The organism is Acidobacteriota bacterium (assembly GCA_009838525.1).
GTDB lineage: Bacteria > Acidobacteriota > Vicinamibacteria > Vicinamibacterales > UBA8438 > VXRJ01.
On sequence record VXRJ01000018.1, the window covers coordinates 779,074 to 794,698 of the forward strand.

The 15,625-nt window shown below is 66.6% G+C and carries 15 protein-coding genes; 10 read left to right on the forward strand and 5 right to left on the reverse strand.

From position 1 onward, the window contains the following. Nucleotides 1-4 precede the first annotated feature (4 nt). The 6 genes from F4Y45_09310 (at nucleotide 5) to F4Y45_09335 (ending at nucleotide 6,448) form a co-directional block, all read left to right on the forward strand. Nucleotides 5-469 (forward strand): hypothetical protein, encoded by a 465-nt coding sequence (locus F4Y45_09310; GenBank protein ID MXY24705.1) that lies wholly within the window; start codon nucleotides 5-7, stop codon nucleotides 467-469. 7 nt (nucleotides 470-476) lie between these two features. Next, nucleotides 477-2,258 carry a TolC family protein gene (locus F4Y45_09315; GenBank protein ID MXY24706.1) on the forward strand — a complete coding sequence of 594 codons (1,782 nt, stop codon included), beginning with the start codon at nucleotides 477-479 and terminating at the stop codon, nucleotides 2,256-2,258. A 46-nt stretch (nucleotides 2,259-2,304) separates the two neighbouring features. Then, entirely contained in the window at nucleotides 2,305-3,981 is a 1,677-nt protein-coding gene (locus F4Y45_09320) for an efflux RND transporter periplasmic adaptor subunit (protein ID MXY24707.1), read from the forward strand. Then, nucleotides 3,982-4,743, forward strand: a complete 762-nt coding sequence (locus tag F4Y45_09325; protein ID MXY24708.1) for an ABC transporter ATP-binding protein — start codon at nucleotides 3,982-3,984, stop codon at nucleotides 4,741-4,743. Between the two features lie 14 nt (nucleotides 4,744-4,757). Beyond that, nucleotides 4,758-5,984, forward strand: coding sequence for an FtsX-like permease family protein (locus tag F4Y45_09330; GenBank protein MXY24709.1), 1,227 nt, complete (start codon nucleotides 4,758-4,760; stop codon nucleotides 5,982-5,984). Nucleotides 5,985-6,055: 71 nt separating this feature from the next. After that, a complete protein-coding gene (locus F4Y45_09335; GenBank protein MXY24710.1) occupies nucleotides 6,056-6,448 on the forward strand; it encodes a DoxX family protein in 393 nt (130 codons plus the stop codon). Here F4Y45_09335 and folK read toward each other — a convergent pair. The 5 genes from folK to F4Y45_09360 form a co-directional block, all read right to left on the reverse strand. Then, nucleotides 6,388-6,951, reverse strand: coding sequence for a 2-amino-4-hydroxy-6-hydroxymethyldihydropteridine diphosphokinase (gene folK, locus F4Y45_09340; GenBank protein ID MXY24711.1), 564 nt, complete (start codon nucleotides 6,949-6,951; stop codon nucleotides 6,388-6,390). The two genes, F4Y45_09335 and folK, sit on opposite strands and share 61 nt — an antisense overlap. After that, nucleotides 6,906-7,250 (reverse strand): RNA polymerase-binding protein DksA, encoded by a 345-nt coding sequence (locus F4Y45_09345; GenBank protein MXY24712.1) that lies wholly within the window; start codon nucleotides 7,248-7,250, stop codon nucleotides 6,906-6,908. The genes folK and F4Y45_09345 overlap by 46 nt, the downstream gene beginning before the upstream one ends. A gap of 65 nt (nucleotides 7,251-7,315) precedes the next feature. Next, complete coding sequence (locus F4Y45_09350) at nucleotides 7,316-9,886, reverse strand: FtsX-like permease family protein (protein MXY24713.1); 2,571 nt, start codon at nucleotides 9,884-9,886, stop codon at nucleotides 7,316-7,318. A gap of 23 nt (nucleotides 9,887-9,909) precedes the next feature. Further along, entirely contained in the window at nucleotides 9,910-10,620 is a 711-nt protein-coding gene (locus F4Y45_09355) for an ABC transporter ATP-binding protein (GenBank protein ID MXY24714.1), read from the reverse strand. A gap of 8 nt (nucleotides 10,621-10,628) precedes the next feature. Next, the gene (locus F4Y45_09360) at nucleotides 10,629-11,366 is read right to left on the reverse strand and encodes an arylesterase (GenBank protein MXY24715.1); all 738 of its coding nucleotides are present in this window, start codon (nucleotides 11,364-11,366) and stop codon (nucleotides 10,629-10,631) included. 194 nt (nucleotides 11,367-11,560) lie between these two features. Here F4Y45_09360 and F4Y45_09365 point away from each other — a divergent pair, with 194 nt between their 5' ends. The 4 genes from F4Y45_09365 to F4Y45_09380 all read left to right on the forward strand — a co-directional run bounded on the left by F4Y45_09365 (nucleotide 11,561) and on the right by F4Y45_09380 (nucleotide 15,620). Further along, a complete protein-coding gene (locus F4Y45_09365; protein MXY24716.1) occupies nucleotides 11,561-12,565 on the forward strand; it encodes a P1 family peptidase in 1,005 nt (334 codons plus the stop codon). Then, on the forward strand, nucleotides 12,562-14,247 hold the full coding sequence (locus F4Y45_09370; protein ID MXY24717.1) for a carbon starvation protein A: 1,686 nt from the start codon (nucleotides 12,562-12,564) through the stop codon (nucleotides 14,245-14,247). Before F4Y45_09365 ends, F4Y45_09370 begins: the two co-directional genes overlap by 4 nt. 40 nt (nucleotides 14,248-14,287) lie before the next feature. Then, on the forward strand, nucleotides 14,288-14,548 hold the full coding sequence (locus F4Y45_09375; GenBank protein MXY24718.1) for a DNA helicase: 261 nt from the start codon (nucleotides 14,288-14,290) through the stop codon (nucleotides 14,546-14,548). A 67-nt stretch (nucleotides 14,549-14,615) separates the two neighbouring features. Beyond that, complete coding sequence (locus F4Y45_09380) at nucleotides 14,616-15,620, forward strand: ArsA family ATPase (protein MXY24719.1); 1,005 nt, start codon at nucleotides 14,616-14,618, stop codon at nucleotides 15,618-15,620. Nucleotides 15,621-15,625 lie beyond the last annotated feature (5 nt).

A 15,625-nucleotide genomic window follows, 5' to 3' on the forward strand; every position in this document is an offset into this window, starting at 1 on the left:
CGGCATGCGAAACCGAAGGCCGCGCATCGTCTCCCTGTTCTTGTTCTTGCTGCCTGCTCTCATCTGGACCGTGACCAGCCGGCCCGTGGAATCGGAGGCGGCACAACGCTTCAAGTGGTGGCAATCCGTCGAGGTCCAGACGGAGATCGGACTCACGCCGGAGCAGGGCGTCCGGATCGAAGCTATCTTCCAGGAACTCAGACCGACCCTGCGCAAGCTGATGCACCGCCTCGATCGGGAAGAGAAGGAGCTGAGTCAACTCATGCACGCCATGATCGCGGAGGAGTGGGAGGTGGCGCTGCAGATTGATCAGGTCGAGGCGGCGCGCGGCGCGCTCAGCAAGACCCGGACGCTGATGCTCTACCGGATGCACAAGGAACTCGAACCGGCCCAGATCGAGGCGTTGCACGAAATGTGGGAGCGTCGCGACAACAAGGAATCGTCGTCACGCGGGCCCCGCCAGCGCTAGCGCGACCGTGCGGGCGCGCCGCCGCGAAGCGCCTAGCAGTTCGAACCGTTCGGGCGCGTTTAGCGTCAATACGGATATCCCGGAAAGAAAACCGCCACGGAGCGGGTCCAAGTTACCGGGGCGGGAGGAAAACGCCTTGAACACGCATGCAACTCGTCTGACTGCCTTTTTTCTCGTCGCGACCGTGGCGCTCGTCGCGCCCGCCGCCCAGGCCCAGATCCTGGTTCCCGACGGAAGCGTGGCTCCGGAAACGATAGCCGCGGCTCGCCGTAGCGGCCAGCAGAACGTGTCGTCCGGCCGTTACGAACTTACGCTCGACGACGCCATCGAGCGAGCCCTCGAGCGCAACCTCGACATCGCCGTTCAGCGGATCAATCCGCTCGTGCAGGACATGGCGGTGGTGACCGCGAACGCCGCCTTCCTGCCGCTGGCTTCGTCCGGCTTCGGTCTGAACCAGTCCACTTTTCCCAACCGCACGCTGTTCGACGGAGGCGGCCTGACCGGGCGTTCGATCGTTACCGACCGAGGCAACTACGACGTCGGAATCGACCAGGCGGTCAAATGGGGCGGCGGACAATACAGCGTCACCTGGGACAGCAGCCGGTCCGAGTCGACCAACATCTTCAACAGCTTCAATCCGAGCTACGCCGCCAACATGAGCCTGACCTACACGCAGCCGCTACTGCGCGGGTTCCGGACGGATCAACGCCGCACGCAGCTCGCCGTCTCACGGATCGGCCGTGACATCTCGGACATCGACCTGGAGCAGACGATCATCAACACGCTTGCCGACGTCCAGTCACGTTACTGGGATCTGGTCTATGCAAACGCCTCGGTCGCCGTTCAGGAACAGGCGCTTGCCCTGGCCGAGCAGCTCGTCCGTGACAACCAGGTGCGGGTCGAGATCGGTACGCTCGCGCCCATCGATGTCGTGCAGGCCGAGTCCGAGGCCGCCGCGCGGCGACAGGCTCTGGCCCAGGCCATCCAGGTGTTGCGGACGGCCGAGCTTGCCCTGAAGCAGTTGATCGTCGGAGGCACGTCGGACGAGCTCTGGAGTATCGGGCTATTCCCCATTGATGAACCACAGGTCGCGACGTCGCCGATCGATCTCGAGGGAGCGGTTGCCAGCGCACTTGAACGCCGTACGGACATCGAGCGCGTCCGGCGGCAACTCGACATCAATGACGCGAACGTGGACAACCTGCGCAACTCCACCCTCCCGGCCCTCGACGTGGTCGGCAACTACCAATTGACCGGGCAGGGTGGACCGCGGCTGGTCCGGGACAACATCTTCGGTGGGAACGTCACGACGGAGATCCCTGGCGGTTACGGTGACGCCGTCAGCAGCATCGCCGGGAACGACTACCCGTTCTGGAGCGTCGCGCTCCAGATGAGCTACCCGTTGGGGCGAAGTGCCGACAAGGCGGCCTACGAGCGTGCCCGGCTGCAGGTGCAGCAGACCACCGCACAGATCCGGCAGATCGAGTTGCAGATCGCGAGCGAGATCACCAACGCCGCGTTGCAAATCGACGCCATTCAGGGGCGAATCGAGGCAGCGACGGCGGCGCGCGAACTCGCCGAGGAACAGTTGCGCGCCGAAGAGAGCCGTTTCGAGGTCGGCCTGTCGACCAATTTCTTTGTCGTGCAGGCCCAGCGCGACCTGGCAACCGCTCAGGACAACGAATTGCGCGCGATCCTCGACTTTCAATTGGCCTTGATTGAGTTCGAGCGGGCGCAGCGGTCGTCGCTGGGCGCGGCCGGGGTCACCGTAATCGGCGGAGGTGGGTAGCGGGCCGGAAGAATGGGCCCGCGCGCGGCGCACGGAGCATTAGATCATGAAGAAGCTGCTCATTACCGTCCTCCTGCTCGGGGGCGCGTCAGTCGCCTACGGCTACTACTACAACCTGCGGACCGTCGAGTTCGTGCCGGAAGTCACCACAACCCGTGTCAATGCGGGGGACGTGGTTGACACCGTTGGTGCAACCGGCGCACTCGAAGCGGTGACGACCGTACAGGTGGGCAGCCAGGTCTCGGGGATCATCCAGGAGCTGTACGTCGACTTCAACTCGATCGTCCGGGAAGGGGACGTCATCATGCGGCTCGACCCGGATCTGTTCGAGACTCAGATCGAGCAGTCGCGGGCCAATCTGCTGCGCGCCGAAGCGGACGTCGAGCGGCTGCGGGTCGGCGTCGAGGACGCGCAGACCCAGCTGCGTCGCTCCCGGGACTTGTCCGCCGCCGACTTGATTTCGCCGACCGAGCTCGAAGCGGCCGAGGTTGCGCTCCGCTCCGCTGAAGCGCAACTCAAGTCGGCAGAGGCGCAAGTGACCCAGGCCGAGGCTTCGCTGAACCAGAGCGAGGTCAACCTGGAGCACACCGTTATCCGCGCGCCGATCGACGGTATCGTGACTTCCCGCCTGGTCGATATCGGTCAGACCGTCGCGGCCAGCTTTCAGGCTCCGGAGTTGTTTGTCATCGCCGCCGATCTGACGAAGATGCGGGTCATCGCCGACATCGACGAGTCGGACGTCGGGCGTATCCGGCCGAATCAGCGAGTCACGTTCACGGTCGACGCCTACCCCGAGGAGCTGTTCGAGGGAACCGTGTCACAGATTCGCCTTGAGCCAATCCTGACACAGAACGTCGTGACCTACGCCACCGTGATCGACGCTCCCAACCCGGAATTGAAGCTGAAGCCCGGGATGACGGCGACCGTCACGGTCGAAGTGGCGCGGCGAAATGCCGCCTTGCGGGTGCCGAACGCGGCGGTCCGCTTTCGCCCCACGCCGGCGATGTTCGCGGCGCTGAATCAGCCCGCCCCGGCCGAACTGCAGGGAGGCCCGCCGCGCAACGCGATGGCGTCGCCGACCGGCGACCGGAGTGGTCCCCCCGCCGCGGCGGCGGACGCCGCTGCCGGGCAAGGTGGCGGGCCCGGAGGTCCCGGCGGCGGGTTCGGCGGCTTTGGCGGCTTTGGCGGCTTTGGCGGCGGCCAGGGTGGCCCGCCGAGCGAGGAACAGCGCCAACGGATGCGCGATCGGATACAGCAGATGTCACCGGAAGAACGCGAACAGTTCTTCGCCCAGATGCGTGAGCGTCGCGGCGGAGCCGGTGGTCCTGGCGGCGGCCCCGGCGGATTCGGTCGCCGCGGTGGCGGCCCGCCGACGGCGCGGCGGCCGGCGGCTGCGCCGACGACAGAGACCGTTCCAGCCGTCGAGCGGGGCGCTACGACGATCGATGCCCTGTTCGCGCCCCTTGAGGTGGCGGAACGCAACGCAAGGGTCTGGCTTCTGGAAGAATCCGGCCAGCTCCGCAGCGTCGACATCCGCCTCGGGGTAACCGACGGCTCGGCAAGCGAACTGGTCGAGGTTCTCGACGACGGGGTGACCCTCGCCGACGGTACGCTCCTCGTTACCAACATCAGCACGCCCGAATCGGGCGCCGGCCCGCCGTCCGGGAGCGGCAGCAGTTCGCCGCTGATGCCGCAGTTTCCGTTTGGGCGCCGAGGGCGCTAGATGCCGGTCATTGCCGTCGAAGACCTGACGAAGACCTATTCGATGGGCGACATCGACGTGCATGCCTTGCGTGGCGTCACCCTTTCCATCGATGCCGGTGAGTTCGTGGCGGTCACCGGTGCGTCGGGCTCCGGCAAGTCCACCCTCATGCACATCCTCGGTTGCCTCGACCGTCCGACGAAGGGCCGGTATCTGTTGGACGAACGGGACGTGTCGCGGTTGTCGCGCGATCAGCTTGCCGAGGTGCGCAACCGGAAGATCGGCTTCGTCTTCCAGGGCTTCAACCTGCTGGCCCGAACCACGGCGCTGGACAACGTCGAGCTGCCGCTGCTGTACGGCGGGTCCAGGCTGCGAGGCGTGAAGCGTCGGCAGCGAGCCGAGGCGATGCTGACCGCGGTCGGTCTCGCCGACCGGATGGACCACCTGCCGAATCAACTCTCCGGTGGTCAGCAGCAGCGGGTGGCGATCGCCCGGGCGCTGGTGAACCAGCCGTCGATCCTGCTGGCGGACGAGCCGACCGGCAACCTCGATTCCCGCACCAGCGTCGAAGTGATGGAGATCTTCCAGAGGCTCAACCAGGAAGACGGGATTACGGTACTCTTGATTACGCATGAACCGGATATTGCCGAGTACGCCAAACGGATCATCCGGTTCCATGACGGTCTGGTTGCTTCGGATGAACTGAACGTCCAGGTGCGGGCCACGCGCGCCATTGCCGGGGAGCCTGCCCCGACCGGAAGCCCCGTAGTTGCCGCGTCGTAGCGGAGGAGTTGACCATGTCGATCTTCATGGTGCTGCGCGTCGCCCTCAAGGCGCTTGGCCGGAACAAGATGCGAACGAGCCTGACGATGCTCGGCATGATCATCGGTGTCGCCGCCGTCATCACGATGGTGGGACTTGGCCGGGGGGCACAGGACGAAATCGAGCAGCAGATCCGCGCGGCCGGCACGAACATGATCAATATCCGCGCCGGCAACTTCCGCCGGGGCGGAGTCAGCATGGGAATGGGCCAGTCGCCCCGGTTGAAGGCGGAGGATGTCGACGCCATCCGCGAGCAGGTGCCCGGCGCCGTCTACCTGGCGGCGGGGGTCCGGACGCGCGACCAGGTAGTCGCCGAAGGGCAAAACTGGAATACCACCATCCAGGGTACGGACATCGAGTTTCCACAGATCCGTTTCTGGGGGATCGAGTACGGAGACTTCTTCACGACGACCCATGTCCAGAGTGCCGCGAAGGTTGCCGTGCTCGGTTCGGTCGTGCGCGACAACCTGTTCGGTGAGGGAGTCGATCCGGTAGGCTCCCGGGTTCGAATCCGGAACCAGTCGTTCCAGGTGATCGGCGTGATGCAGGCGAAGGGATCCGGTCAGTTTGGCGAGGATCAGGACGACGCGGTCTTCGTTCCGTTCACGACCGTCAACAAGAAGCTGCGGGGTCGTGACGGCACCAACATCTCGGAGATCGTCATCTCGGCGGCAGACGCCGACCGGATCAACGATGTGGCGGATGAGATCTCCGCCGTGCTGCGCGTAGAGCACGACCTGCAGCCGGGCGAAGACGACGACTTCATGGTACGGACCCAGGAAGACATGACCAGCATGCGGACGCAGACCACGCAGACCATGACCGGCCTGCTGGCCAGCATCGCCGGTGTCTCGCTGATCGTCGGCGGCATCGGCATCATGAACATCATGTTGGTCTCGGTGACCGAACGAACCCGCGAGATCGGGCTCCGCATGGCGGTGGGCGCCAAGGGGCGCGATGTCCTGCTGCAGTTCCTGGTCGAGGCGATCGTCCTGAGCCTGGTCGGCGGCCTGGTCGGGGTCGGCCTCGGCTTCGGGCTTTCCGAGGGACTGACCCAGTTCCTCGCCTGGCCTACTGCGATACCGCCCGACGCCGTGATTATTGCGGTCGGCTTCGCGGCGGGAACGGGGATCTTCTTTGGCTTCTACCCCGCCAGGAAGGCGGCCCAACTCGACCCGATCGAGTCACTTCGGTTCGAGTAGCTGCCGCGTCGGAGCCTTCACACGCACGGCGGCGGAACGACACCGACAACACCTGAAGGAGGGCCAGCACCATGCGTTTCCTTGACCCGTGGGCCAACTGCATACTCGCCACGCTCCGCATCGTGGCGGGCTACGGCTTCATGCTCCACGGTGTGCAGAAGCTATTCGGCGTTCTCGGCGGCACGCAACAGGAGATCCTGTCGTTGCTCGGGGTCGCCGGAGTCATCGAACTCGTCGGAGGAACGCTCATCGCGATCGGGTTGTTCACCCGCCCGGTGGCGTTCCTCTGCAGCGGACAAATGGCGGTGGCCTACTTCCTCGGTCACGTGGCGCGTTTCGGGGGGTTCCTGTTCCCCGTCGTGAACGACGGCGAGCGGGCCGTGCTGTACTGTTTCGTCTTCCTCTACATCGCCTCGCGCGGCCCGGGCGAGTGGAGCGTTGACGGCCTGTTCGGCAAGGGCTGATCGACCTCGTCGAGCACGGCCAGCAGCTCACGCACGGTTCGGCCACTCATCGGATCCACGAGATCCGGCGCGACCGCGGCAAGCGGCTCCAGCACGAACCGCCGTTCCCGAAACCGGGGGTGCGGGATCACGACCTCCGGTGTGCGAACTGTCAGGTTGCCCATCAGGATGAGGTCGAGGTCGAGCGTCCGGGGCGCCTGCGCGTGCGGCCGCGTGCGGCCGCTGGCCCGTTCGATCGCGTGCAGCTCGCGAAGCAGCGTGGCGGGATCCGAACTGCTGGAGCCAACAACGACACCGTTCAGGTAGGAAGGCTGCGGGCCAAGCGAGGGATCGCCGACGAACGTGGATTCGACGAACGGGGAGACTCGCAAACGCTCCAGAAGCGTCTCGAGGCGGCTGACGGCGTACGCGAGGTGGGCGCGGCGATCACCCAGGTTGCTACCCAGGGCGACGACGGTCAGGTGCGCTGCCGTTCCTTGCAGGTGATGCAGACCCGCGTCCATGGAATAGCGTTCAGGCGGGCGGGGGCGATCGGTTCGCCGCAATCCCGGCAGATCCCGTAGCTCCCTTCGTCCATGCGCCACAACGCCTCTTCGATCGCATTCAGGATCTTGGCGTCGGTCTGCTTCAGCTTGAGCTGAATGTGCACCTCGTTGTTGCCGTTGGCCTGATCGGCCATGTCGCCCTGGCGGGTGTTGTTCTCCATCGGCGTGGTGAGCGTATGCCCCCCTCGCTCGTTCAGGATTTCCCCCCGCTTCCTCAGCAACGCGTCCCGGTAAGTCTCGTAGGCGGCCTGCTCCATGGCCAGCCCCTCCCTGCGGGCCGATCCGGCGCCCGCTAACCCTGACAATTTATCACGGGCGCGGTTTACTCGGCACGCAGCGTCAGCAGCGGTTTCTGCCTCAGGACGCTGGCGCTTGCCGCGACTCCCACCACCAACACCGCCGACGCCGTCAACATCAGGCCGATAACGTTGATTGCCGGGGTGGGTGTCCAGGCCACCTCGAGGACCTGCCGAGTGAGAACCCACGTCAGACCGAGCGCGCCGACCGATCCGATCAGACCGGCCAGCAGGCCGAGCACACCGTACTCCAGGATGTACATGGACGTCAGGGCGCGCGTGTTGGCGCCGAGGGTACGGAAGACGGCAGCGTCATACAGTCGCTGGAACCGGGTCATGGCTACCGACCCGATCAGGATCAGCACGCCGGCAAAGAGCGCGATGGCGCCCACCGCCGTCACCGCGAGGATCACGTAATCAAGCACGCGGCGGAAAGTCCGGAGAATCTCCAGACCGTCGATCACCGAGACGTTCGGGAACTGACTCACGAGCTCCCGCTGCATCGCGCCGCGCGCCTCCGTACCGGCCGGACCCCGCAGGAACGCGATATAGGAATGCGGCGCGTCGGCGAACGCTCCGGGGCGAAACACGAAGATGAAGCCGCCGCTCCGTGAGTCATCCCAGTCGACTTCCCGGACGCTGGTTACCCGCGCTTCGATGGGACGGCCCAACAGGTCGAAACGGATTGTGTCGCCCAGCTGAACCCCGCGTTCGATCACGCTGTCCTCGACCGACACCTCCAAAGGCCCGTCCGGATCGGCGGGCGGAGCGTCGTCCCAGAATCTCCCCGCCACAATCCGTTCGTTCTCGGCCATCCGGGCCCGGTAGGTCACGGTGTACTCGCGGCCAAGCCCGGCGCGGCGGATGGCGCGGCGCCCCTCGATGTTGGTCTGCGAGCCGCTCACACCGGTGACTCGGGCGCGCAGCACGGGAAGCAGTGCGGGTACTGGATCCGTGCCGTCCGGGCCGAGCGGGGCCGCCTCCAGCACCCGCGTGATACCCGCCACCTGATCCTGTTGAATGTCGATCAGGAACATGTCGGGCATATCGTCCCGCAACTCGAGCGAGAAGGCGGTCAGCAGGTTCTCCTGGACGGCGTGGACACCGATGATGAAGAAGCTCCCGAGACCCACCGCGAGCAGGACAACCCGCGTCTGGTTGCCCGGCCGCCGCAGGCTGCGCGCCGCATGCCGCAGGGGAAACCAGGTCGACGTCTCGAGCGGACGGACGGCGCGAATGAGGCCGCGACTCACCAGATGCAGGGCGGCAGCAACCACGATGAATCCACCCGCCACCCACGCCCCGACCTCGAGCGAGGCGGCTTGCCACGCCGCCGACAGGACGAGACCCGTCACGGCGACGCCGATCGCAACAAGGCGCAGGGGGTCGCGTCCCGGCGGGTTCGGCGTCTCGCCCGGTCGCAGCAGCAGCAGCGGCTTGGCATGCCGTGTCTCGAGCAGCGGCACCAGGGCAAAGAGCATCGCCACGATAACGCCCACGGCGACGCCCTGCACGGCGGCTGACCACGTAAGCCCCGGCGCGATGCTGTCGGATCCAGTGATGGCTGCCGCCTGCTCGGTCAGGGAAGCCGGCAGCGACCAGATCGCGCCCTGTGCCACCACGACACCCAGCAACGCCCCACCCAGGCCGAGCAGGGCCACCTGCACGACGTAGATGGCCAGGACGCGGCCGTGCGTGGCGCCGAGACACTTCAGGATGGCGGCGCTCCGAAGCCGCTGCTGCACGAAGACCCGCGTCACGCTCCAGACGCCGATGCCGCCAAGGATGACGACGACGAAGCCGATCAGGCTGAGGTAGTTCTCGGCTCGGCTGAAGTTCCGCTCGATCCGATCCTCCGTGCGGCGGTACGACCCGAGCCGGACGAAGGCATCCTGAAGATCTTCACGCAAGGTATCAACGAGCGGTTCGATCGCCGGTTCCGGGACGCGGATGAGTACCTGACGCTCCGCTCGGCTGGCGAAACCGACGAGGCCGGTTGCCTCCAGTTCCGCGAGGTCGACGAGGACGCGCGGGCCGAAGCTGAACCCGCCCAACTGGCGGCCCGGCTCACTGATGATCGCGTCCCGGATAGTGAATGCCCGGTCGCCAATCACGATCTCGTCGCCTACCGCAACGTCCAGTTGCGGAAGCAATTCGCGCCCGACGAGGATGCCGCCGTCACGCAGCAATGCGGACGAGTACTCGGCCCCGCTCTGGAGCACGAACCGCCCGTAAAAGGGGAACGCGGCCTCGACTCCCCGCACTTCGACCACCTTTGTCTGCAACCCCCGCCCTTCCGGCAGGCGCGCCACGGTGATCGTGTCGATCGTCTCCATCCTGGCCGAGCCGGGAATGGCGTCGGCCCGCGCTTCAATCCGGGCCAGGATTTCTTCCGTCCACGGCTGTTCCGTCCGGACGTAGACATCGCCCCCGGTCAGACTGCGCGCCTCGCCGGCAAGGGCGGTCCGGACGTTCTGCACGAGAGAGCGCAGCGTGACGATGCCACCGACACCGATAGCGACGCACAGGAAGAAGAAGATGAGCCGGCGCCACGACGCGCGCAGTTCACGGAGCGACATGCGCAGGATGAATCGCATCGGCAGGAGGGCGGACCTGCTGGCTACCCGCCCGCGGCGGCCGCGGGCGCAGGCGCCGAATCCGGTTCCGGGTCACGTACTGCGGTTCGTCCGTCCAGCATCTCCAGGGTCACGTCGGTGCGGCCGGCAAGAGCCCGATCATGCGTCACCAGGACGATGGTCGTCCCTCGAGAACGGTTCACCTCGATCAGCAGGTCGACGACATGGCGGCCGTTGGTGCTGTCGAGGTTCCCGGTCGGCTCGTCCGCCAGGAGAAGCGGCGGATCGTTTGCGAGCGCTCGTGCGATGGCAACTCGTTGCTGCTCGCCCCCGGAAAGCTGCGACGGGTAGTGGTGCCCGCGATCGGTAAGACCCACTTCCTCCAGCAACGCGCGCCCCTTGCTCCAAGCATCGGCGGCACCCGCGATCTCGAGGGGCACCACGATGTTCTCGAGCGCGCTGAGCGACGGCAGAAGGTGGAAAAACTGGAAGACGAAGCCAATCCGGCCGCCACGGAAACGGGCCAGACGATCTTCGTCGAGCGACGTGATCGTCGTGCCGTCGATAACAATCTCGCCTGTCGACGGCATGTCCAGGCCGGCGATGAGGCCGAGAAGCGTGGACTTCCCACTGCCCGAAGGGCCGACGACCGAGAGCAACTGCCCCGCCGGCACGGCGAGGTCGAGCGGATGCAGGATTGTCAGCGGCTTGTCTCCGCTCCGGACGGTCTTCGAAACCCCGCGCAGCTCGATCATTGGGCGGTTCATTGTGCACCCTCGAGCCGCACTGCCGACCCGGTGGCGATCTCCGCCAGCAGCGGCTCCAGCGTCGACCAGAGATGCGAGGCAACCCGTTCTGCTCCGGCCGCGTTCGGATGAATTCCGTCGCGCTGGTTCAGGTCCGGCTCGCCCGCCACCCCTTCCAGCAGGAACGGTATCAATACGACGTCGCGCGTCTCTGCCAGCGTCCGAAACACCTCCCGGAACTGAGACGTATAGATGGCGCCGAAGTTCGGCGGCGCCTCCATCCCGGCCAGCACCACCGCGATATCGCGCTCCCCGGCGCGATCGACTATGGCCGCAAGGTTGTCATGCATCTGCTCGACCGGCAGCCCGCGCAGTCCGTCGTTCCCTCCCAGGGCCACCACCAGCATGTGGACATCGCCGTCTATCGCCCAATCAAGCCGCCGCAAGCCACCCGCCGTCGTATCACCCGACACGCCGCGCGGCGCGATCTCGATCGGCCAACCCGCGGCGTCCACGCGCGCCTGCAGACGCGCCGGAAACGCTTCGTGCTCCGGCAGGCCGAGGCCCGCGGTAAGCGAGTCGCCGAGGATCACCACGCGAGGACGTGGGCCGACGGGAGGTTCCGGAGCGGATCGCCGCCCTGTCTCCGTGGCGTCCGGAGCGGTCCGGAACGCCGATGGAACAACACTCTCCGGCGGGGCCGCCCCGCACGCGGTCATCCCCGCGACGAGCAACGCTGTCGGGACGAACCGCATCCGCTAATTTTACCTTCCCGTGATGCGGGTTACCGTTCCACCCCCCGTGCTCGCGCGAAGGGCGCATCCGTGGACGGTTTTCAGGTAGCATTGACCGCCCGATGAGTGGAGTGACAGTACGCCTCGGGTGCGCCGTTGTCTGTGCCGCGGTGGCCGGCGCCGCACCGGAAGACGCCGCCGTGGCGGCGGGATCGATGACGACACGCGGCCTGACCGCCATTGACGGCCTCGTTGTAGGCCACCACACGCTCGAATCCCGGCCGACCGGCTGCACGGTCATTTTGGCCGAGGGAGGTGCGACGGCGGCCGTCGATGTCCGGGGCGCCTCCCCGGGTACTCGCGAAACCGCGCTGCTGGATCCCACCAACCGGGTGCAACAGGTGCATGCCATTGTCCTCTCCGGCGGCAGTGCGTTCGGACTCGCCGCTGCGGACGGCGTCATGCGCTATCTCGACGAGCGCGGTGTGGGGTTTCCGACGCGCGGCGGCCCCGTACCGATCGTGCCCGCCGCCATTCTGTTCGATCTGACGTTGGGTGACGGTACCATCCGTCCCGACGCGGAATGCGGTTACCGCGCGGCCCAGACGGCCACGGGCGACGGCGTTGCCGAAGGCAGCGTCGGAGCCGGCGCCGGCGCCACCGTCGGCAAGCTCGGAGGGCCGGGGCGCGCGATGAAGGGTGGAATCGGCACCGCGTTAATCGAGTTGCCGGACGGTGTCCGCGTAGCAGCGCTGATGGCGGTCAACGCCGTGGGAGACATCCACGATCCGGAAACCGGCGCACTGATTGCCGGGGTCCGGACTCGGGATGGTCGCACCCTGGAAGGAGCGGGCAGCCTGCTCCGCCAGACTCCCTCCGCGGCGCCCCGCGGCGAGAACACGACGATCGGCGTCGTGGCTACCAACGTGCCCCTCACGCAGGCCCAACTGGGCGTCGTCGCCCGAATGGCCCACGACGGTCTGGCGCGGGTCGTCCGTCCGGCGCACACGCCGGTCGACGGCGACACGATCTTCGCGCTCTCCACCGACTCCATCGATTCCGGTGACTGGACAACCGACATTGGACGGCTTCGGATCGGCGCGCTGGCCGCCGAGGTTACGGCCGAGGCAATCGTCCGCGCAGTGCGCGAGGCGACAGGAGTGCCGGGCTATCCGGCGGCGCGTGATTTGATCGACGACGCGAAGGAGGACGGACGATGAACGCTGTCGTGCTTGCCGCGATCGGCCTCGTGGCGATCTTCTCGGGCTACCGCTTCTACTCGAAGTTCATGGCCGAGAAGATCTACCAGCTTGACCCGGACTTCGAGACGCCGTCGCACGCGATGCGCGACGACATCGACTACGTCCCCACCAACCGGTTCGTGCTCTGGGGCCACCACTTCACCGCGGTGGCTGGTGCGGCGCCGATCATCGGGCCGAGCATCGCCGTCGTCTGGGGCTGGCTGCCCGCCTTTCTCTGGGTGGTGCTCGGAACCATGTTCTTCGCGGGCGTGCATGACTTCGGCGCAATCTGGGCGAGCGTGCGGAACAAGGCGCTCTCGGTCGGCTCGCTGACCGGCGAAGTCGTGAGCCATCGAGCCCGCAACCTCTTCATGATCGTCGTCTTCTTCCTTTTGCTGATGGTGAACGCGGTTTTCGCGGTGGCCATCGCGGGCGAGTTCATCAATACCCCAGCGAGTGTCATTCCCGCGTGGACCGCCGTCGTGGTGGCGGTCGCCATCGGCATTCTCCTCTACAAGGTGGGGGTCGGCATAACCTGGCCGACGGTTCTCGGAACCATCATCCTGTATGCCGTCATTTATCTGGGCGAGCTCTTCCCCATCGCACTCGCCCCGATGGGCGGCATCGCCCCCGCGGCCCAGTGGATCCTGATCCTGTTCGCGTATGCCGCAGTTGCCTCGATGCTGCCAGTCTGGCTGCTGCTGCAGCCGCGCGACTATATCAACGGCATTCAACTCTTCGTCGGACTCGGCATCCTGTACGGCGCGGTCCTCCTCGCCGCCCCGAGCGTTGTTGCGCCGGCGATCAACCCGAACGTGCCGCCGGCGACGCCGCCGCTGATGCCGCTGCTGTTCGTCACGATCGCCTGTGGCGCAATCTCCGGGTTCCACGGCCTGGTCAGTTCCGGCACCACATCGAAACAGCTCAACAAAGAGACTGACGCGCGTTTCGTCGGCTACCTAGGGTCGTTGGGCGAAGGCGCCCTTGCCATCGTTGCCATCATCGCGGTTACCGCCGGCTTCAGCATGGCGGAGTGGCAGTCCTCGTACGCCAATGCCGAGAGCTTCGGCGCGGTGGGCGGCATCAGCGCGTTTGTGGAAGGCGGGTCGCGCATCGCGGCCAATGGGCTCGGCATGCCGCTTGGGTTCGCCCAGACGCTGCTTGCCGTCATGGCCGTGCTGTTTGCCGGCACGACGATGGATGCCGGGGTCCGCCTGCAGCGCTACATCGTGCAGGAGTGGGGCGCAATCTACAGCATTCCACCGCTTCAGAACGGCTACGTCGCGACCGCAATCGCGGTGGGGGCGTGCCTCGTGCTGGCGTTCGGCGCGGGCGGCGCCGACGGCAGCGGCGGCATGATCATCTGGCCGCTCTTCGGTACCACGAACCAGCTGCTCGCGGGGCTGACGCTGCTCGTAATCAGTGTGATGCTGGTGCAGCGCCGCCGCCCCGCACGCTACACCCTGATCCCGATGGTGTTCGTCACGACGATGGCTCTGCTGAGTGCGCTCTACCAGCTCAGCAGCCTGTACACCGAGGGCAACTACCTGCTGGTGGCGATCGATGTCATCATCATCATCACGGCGATCTTCGTCATGCTCGAAGCCGCATCCGCCCTGATGCGCGAACGACGGGCGGCGGCGGGCATGGCGGCTTCATAGCTGCCGCCTCGCTTCGGCTGCGCCCGGTACCGGTGTAAGAATGAGCGCCCAACGTCGCGACACGATCCGGTCGCTGCTTCGGGAGTTCTACGTGGCGCCTTACCGAGGCGCCGTGGCGCGGGCGCGCCGTGACGAAGACGACCTCTTCATGCTGTTCGTCTTCGCCGAGCTGATGGGCGTGCCGAACCCGGCGACTTACTACACGCTGGAGTTGCAGCCGCTCCTGCTCGAGCGGTTCCACGAGTGGCATCAACGCATGGGCATGGAACACTCGCCGCTCGACCATTTCCGCTGCTGCTGACATAGGCACCTTGACGCCTCCTCCGGCCTCCGCTGGACCAATCCGCTCGCATGACAGAACCGCGCTGATGCCGTACGACCCGCTGGCGCACCAGCTTCTCTTCGTCGGCGGCAAGGGTGGCGTCGGCAAGACGACGACGGCGGCAGCCATCGCGCTGGCTGCAGCGGAGCGTGGCCGGCGCTGCCTGGTTGTATCGACCGACCCCGCGCATTCGCTCGGTGACATCTTCGAACGGGCGATCGGGGATAGTGAAACGGCGCTCGCGCCCAATCTGACCGGCCTCGAGGTCGATCCGGACGCCGCCGCCACGGCGCACATCCAGACGGTGTCGACGCAGATGAAGCGGCTGGTCCACCCGCGCCTCTACGACGAAATAGACCGCCAGATGGCGCTCGCCCGGGAAGCACCGGGGGCCGTCGAGGCCGCTCTGCTGGAACGCGTGGCCTCGCTGATGGGTGAAGCGGGCGCGCGTTTCGACATGGTGGTGTTCGACACCGCTCCGAGCGGCCACACGGTGCGGTTGCTGACGCTGCCGGACGTGATGGCGGCCTGGATGGACGGCCTGCTTCGACAACGCGATCGTGCGTCGCGCCTCGGCAAGATGCTGGGGCACCTCGGTGGGGGCCGGGTGCAGGGAGACGACCTCTCGCTGATCGACGAGGCCGCGGATCATCCCCCCGACAGTCCGGAGGCGCGCGTGACGGCACTGCTGCACGCGCGCCGGCGCACGTTCGTGCGAGCACGTGAGCGACTGCTCGACACCGAACGGACCGCGTTCCTGCTGGTCGTCAACCCGGACCGTCTCTCGATACTGGAGAGCCGCCGAATCGTCGATACGCTGGGGCGATTCGACCTGCCGGTCGCGGCGCTGGTCGTCAACCGCGTCCTCCCCGAAACGGCCGACGCGTCCGGGTCGTTCTTCGAGGACCGGAGAAACCAGGAGCAGGCCTACGTGCGGGAAATCGCCGGCGCGTTCGCGCCACTCCCGCGCATCGTCGTCCCGCTCGGGCCGCGTGACGTGCACGGTATCGACGCGCTGCGCGATCTGGGCGCGCACCTTTGCGCCACATGACGAAG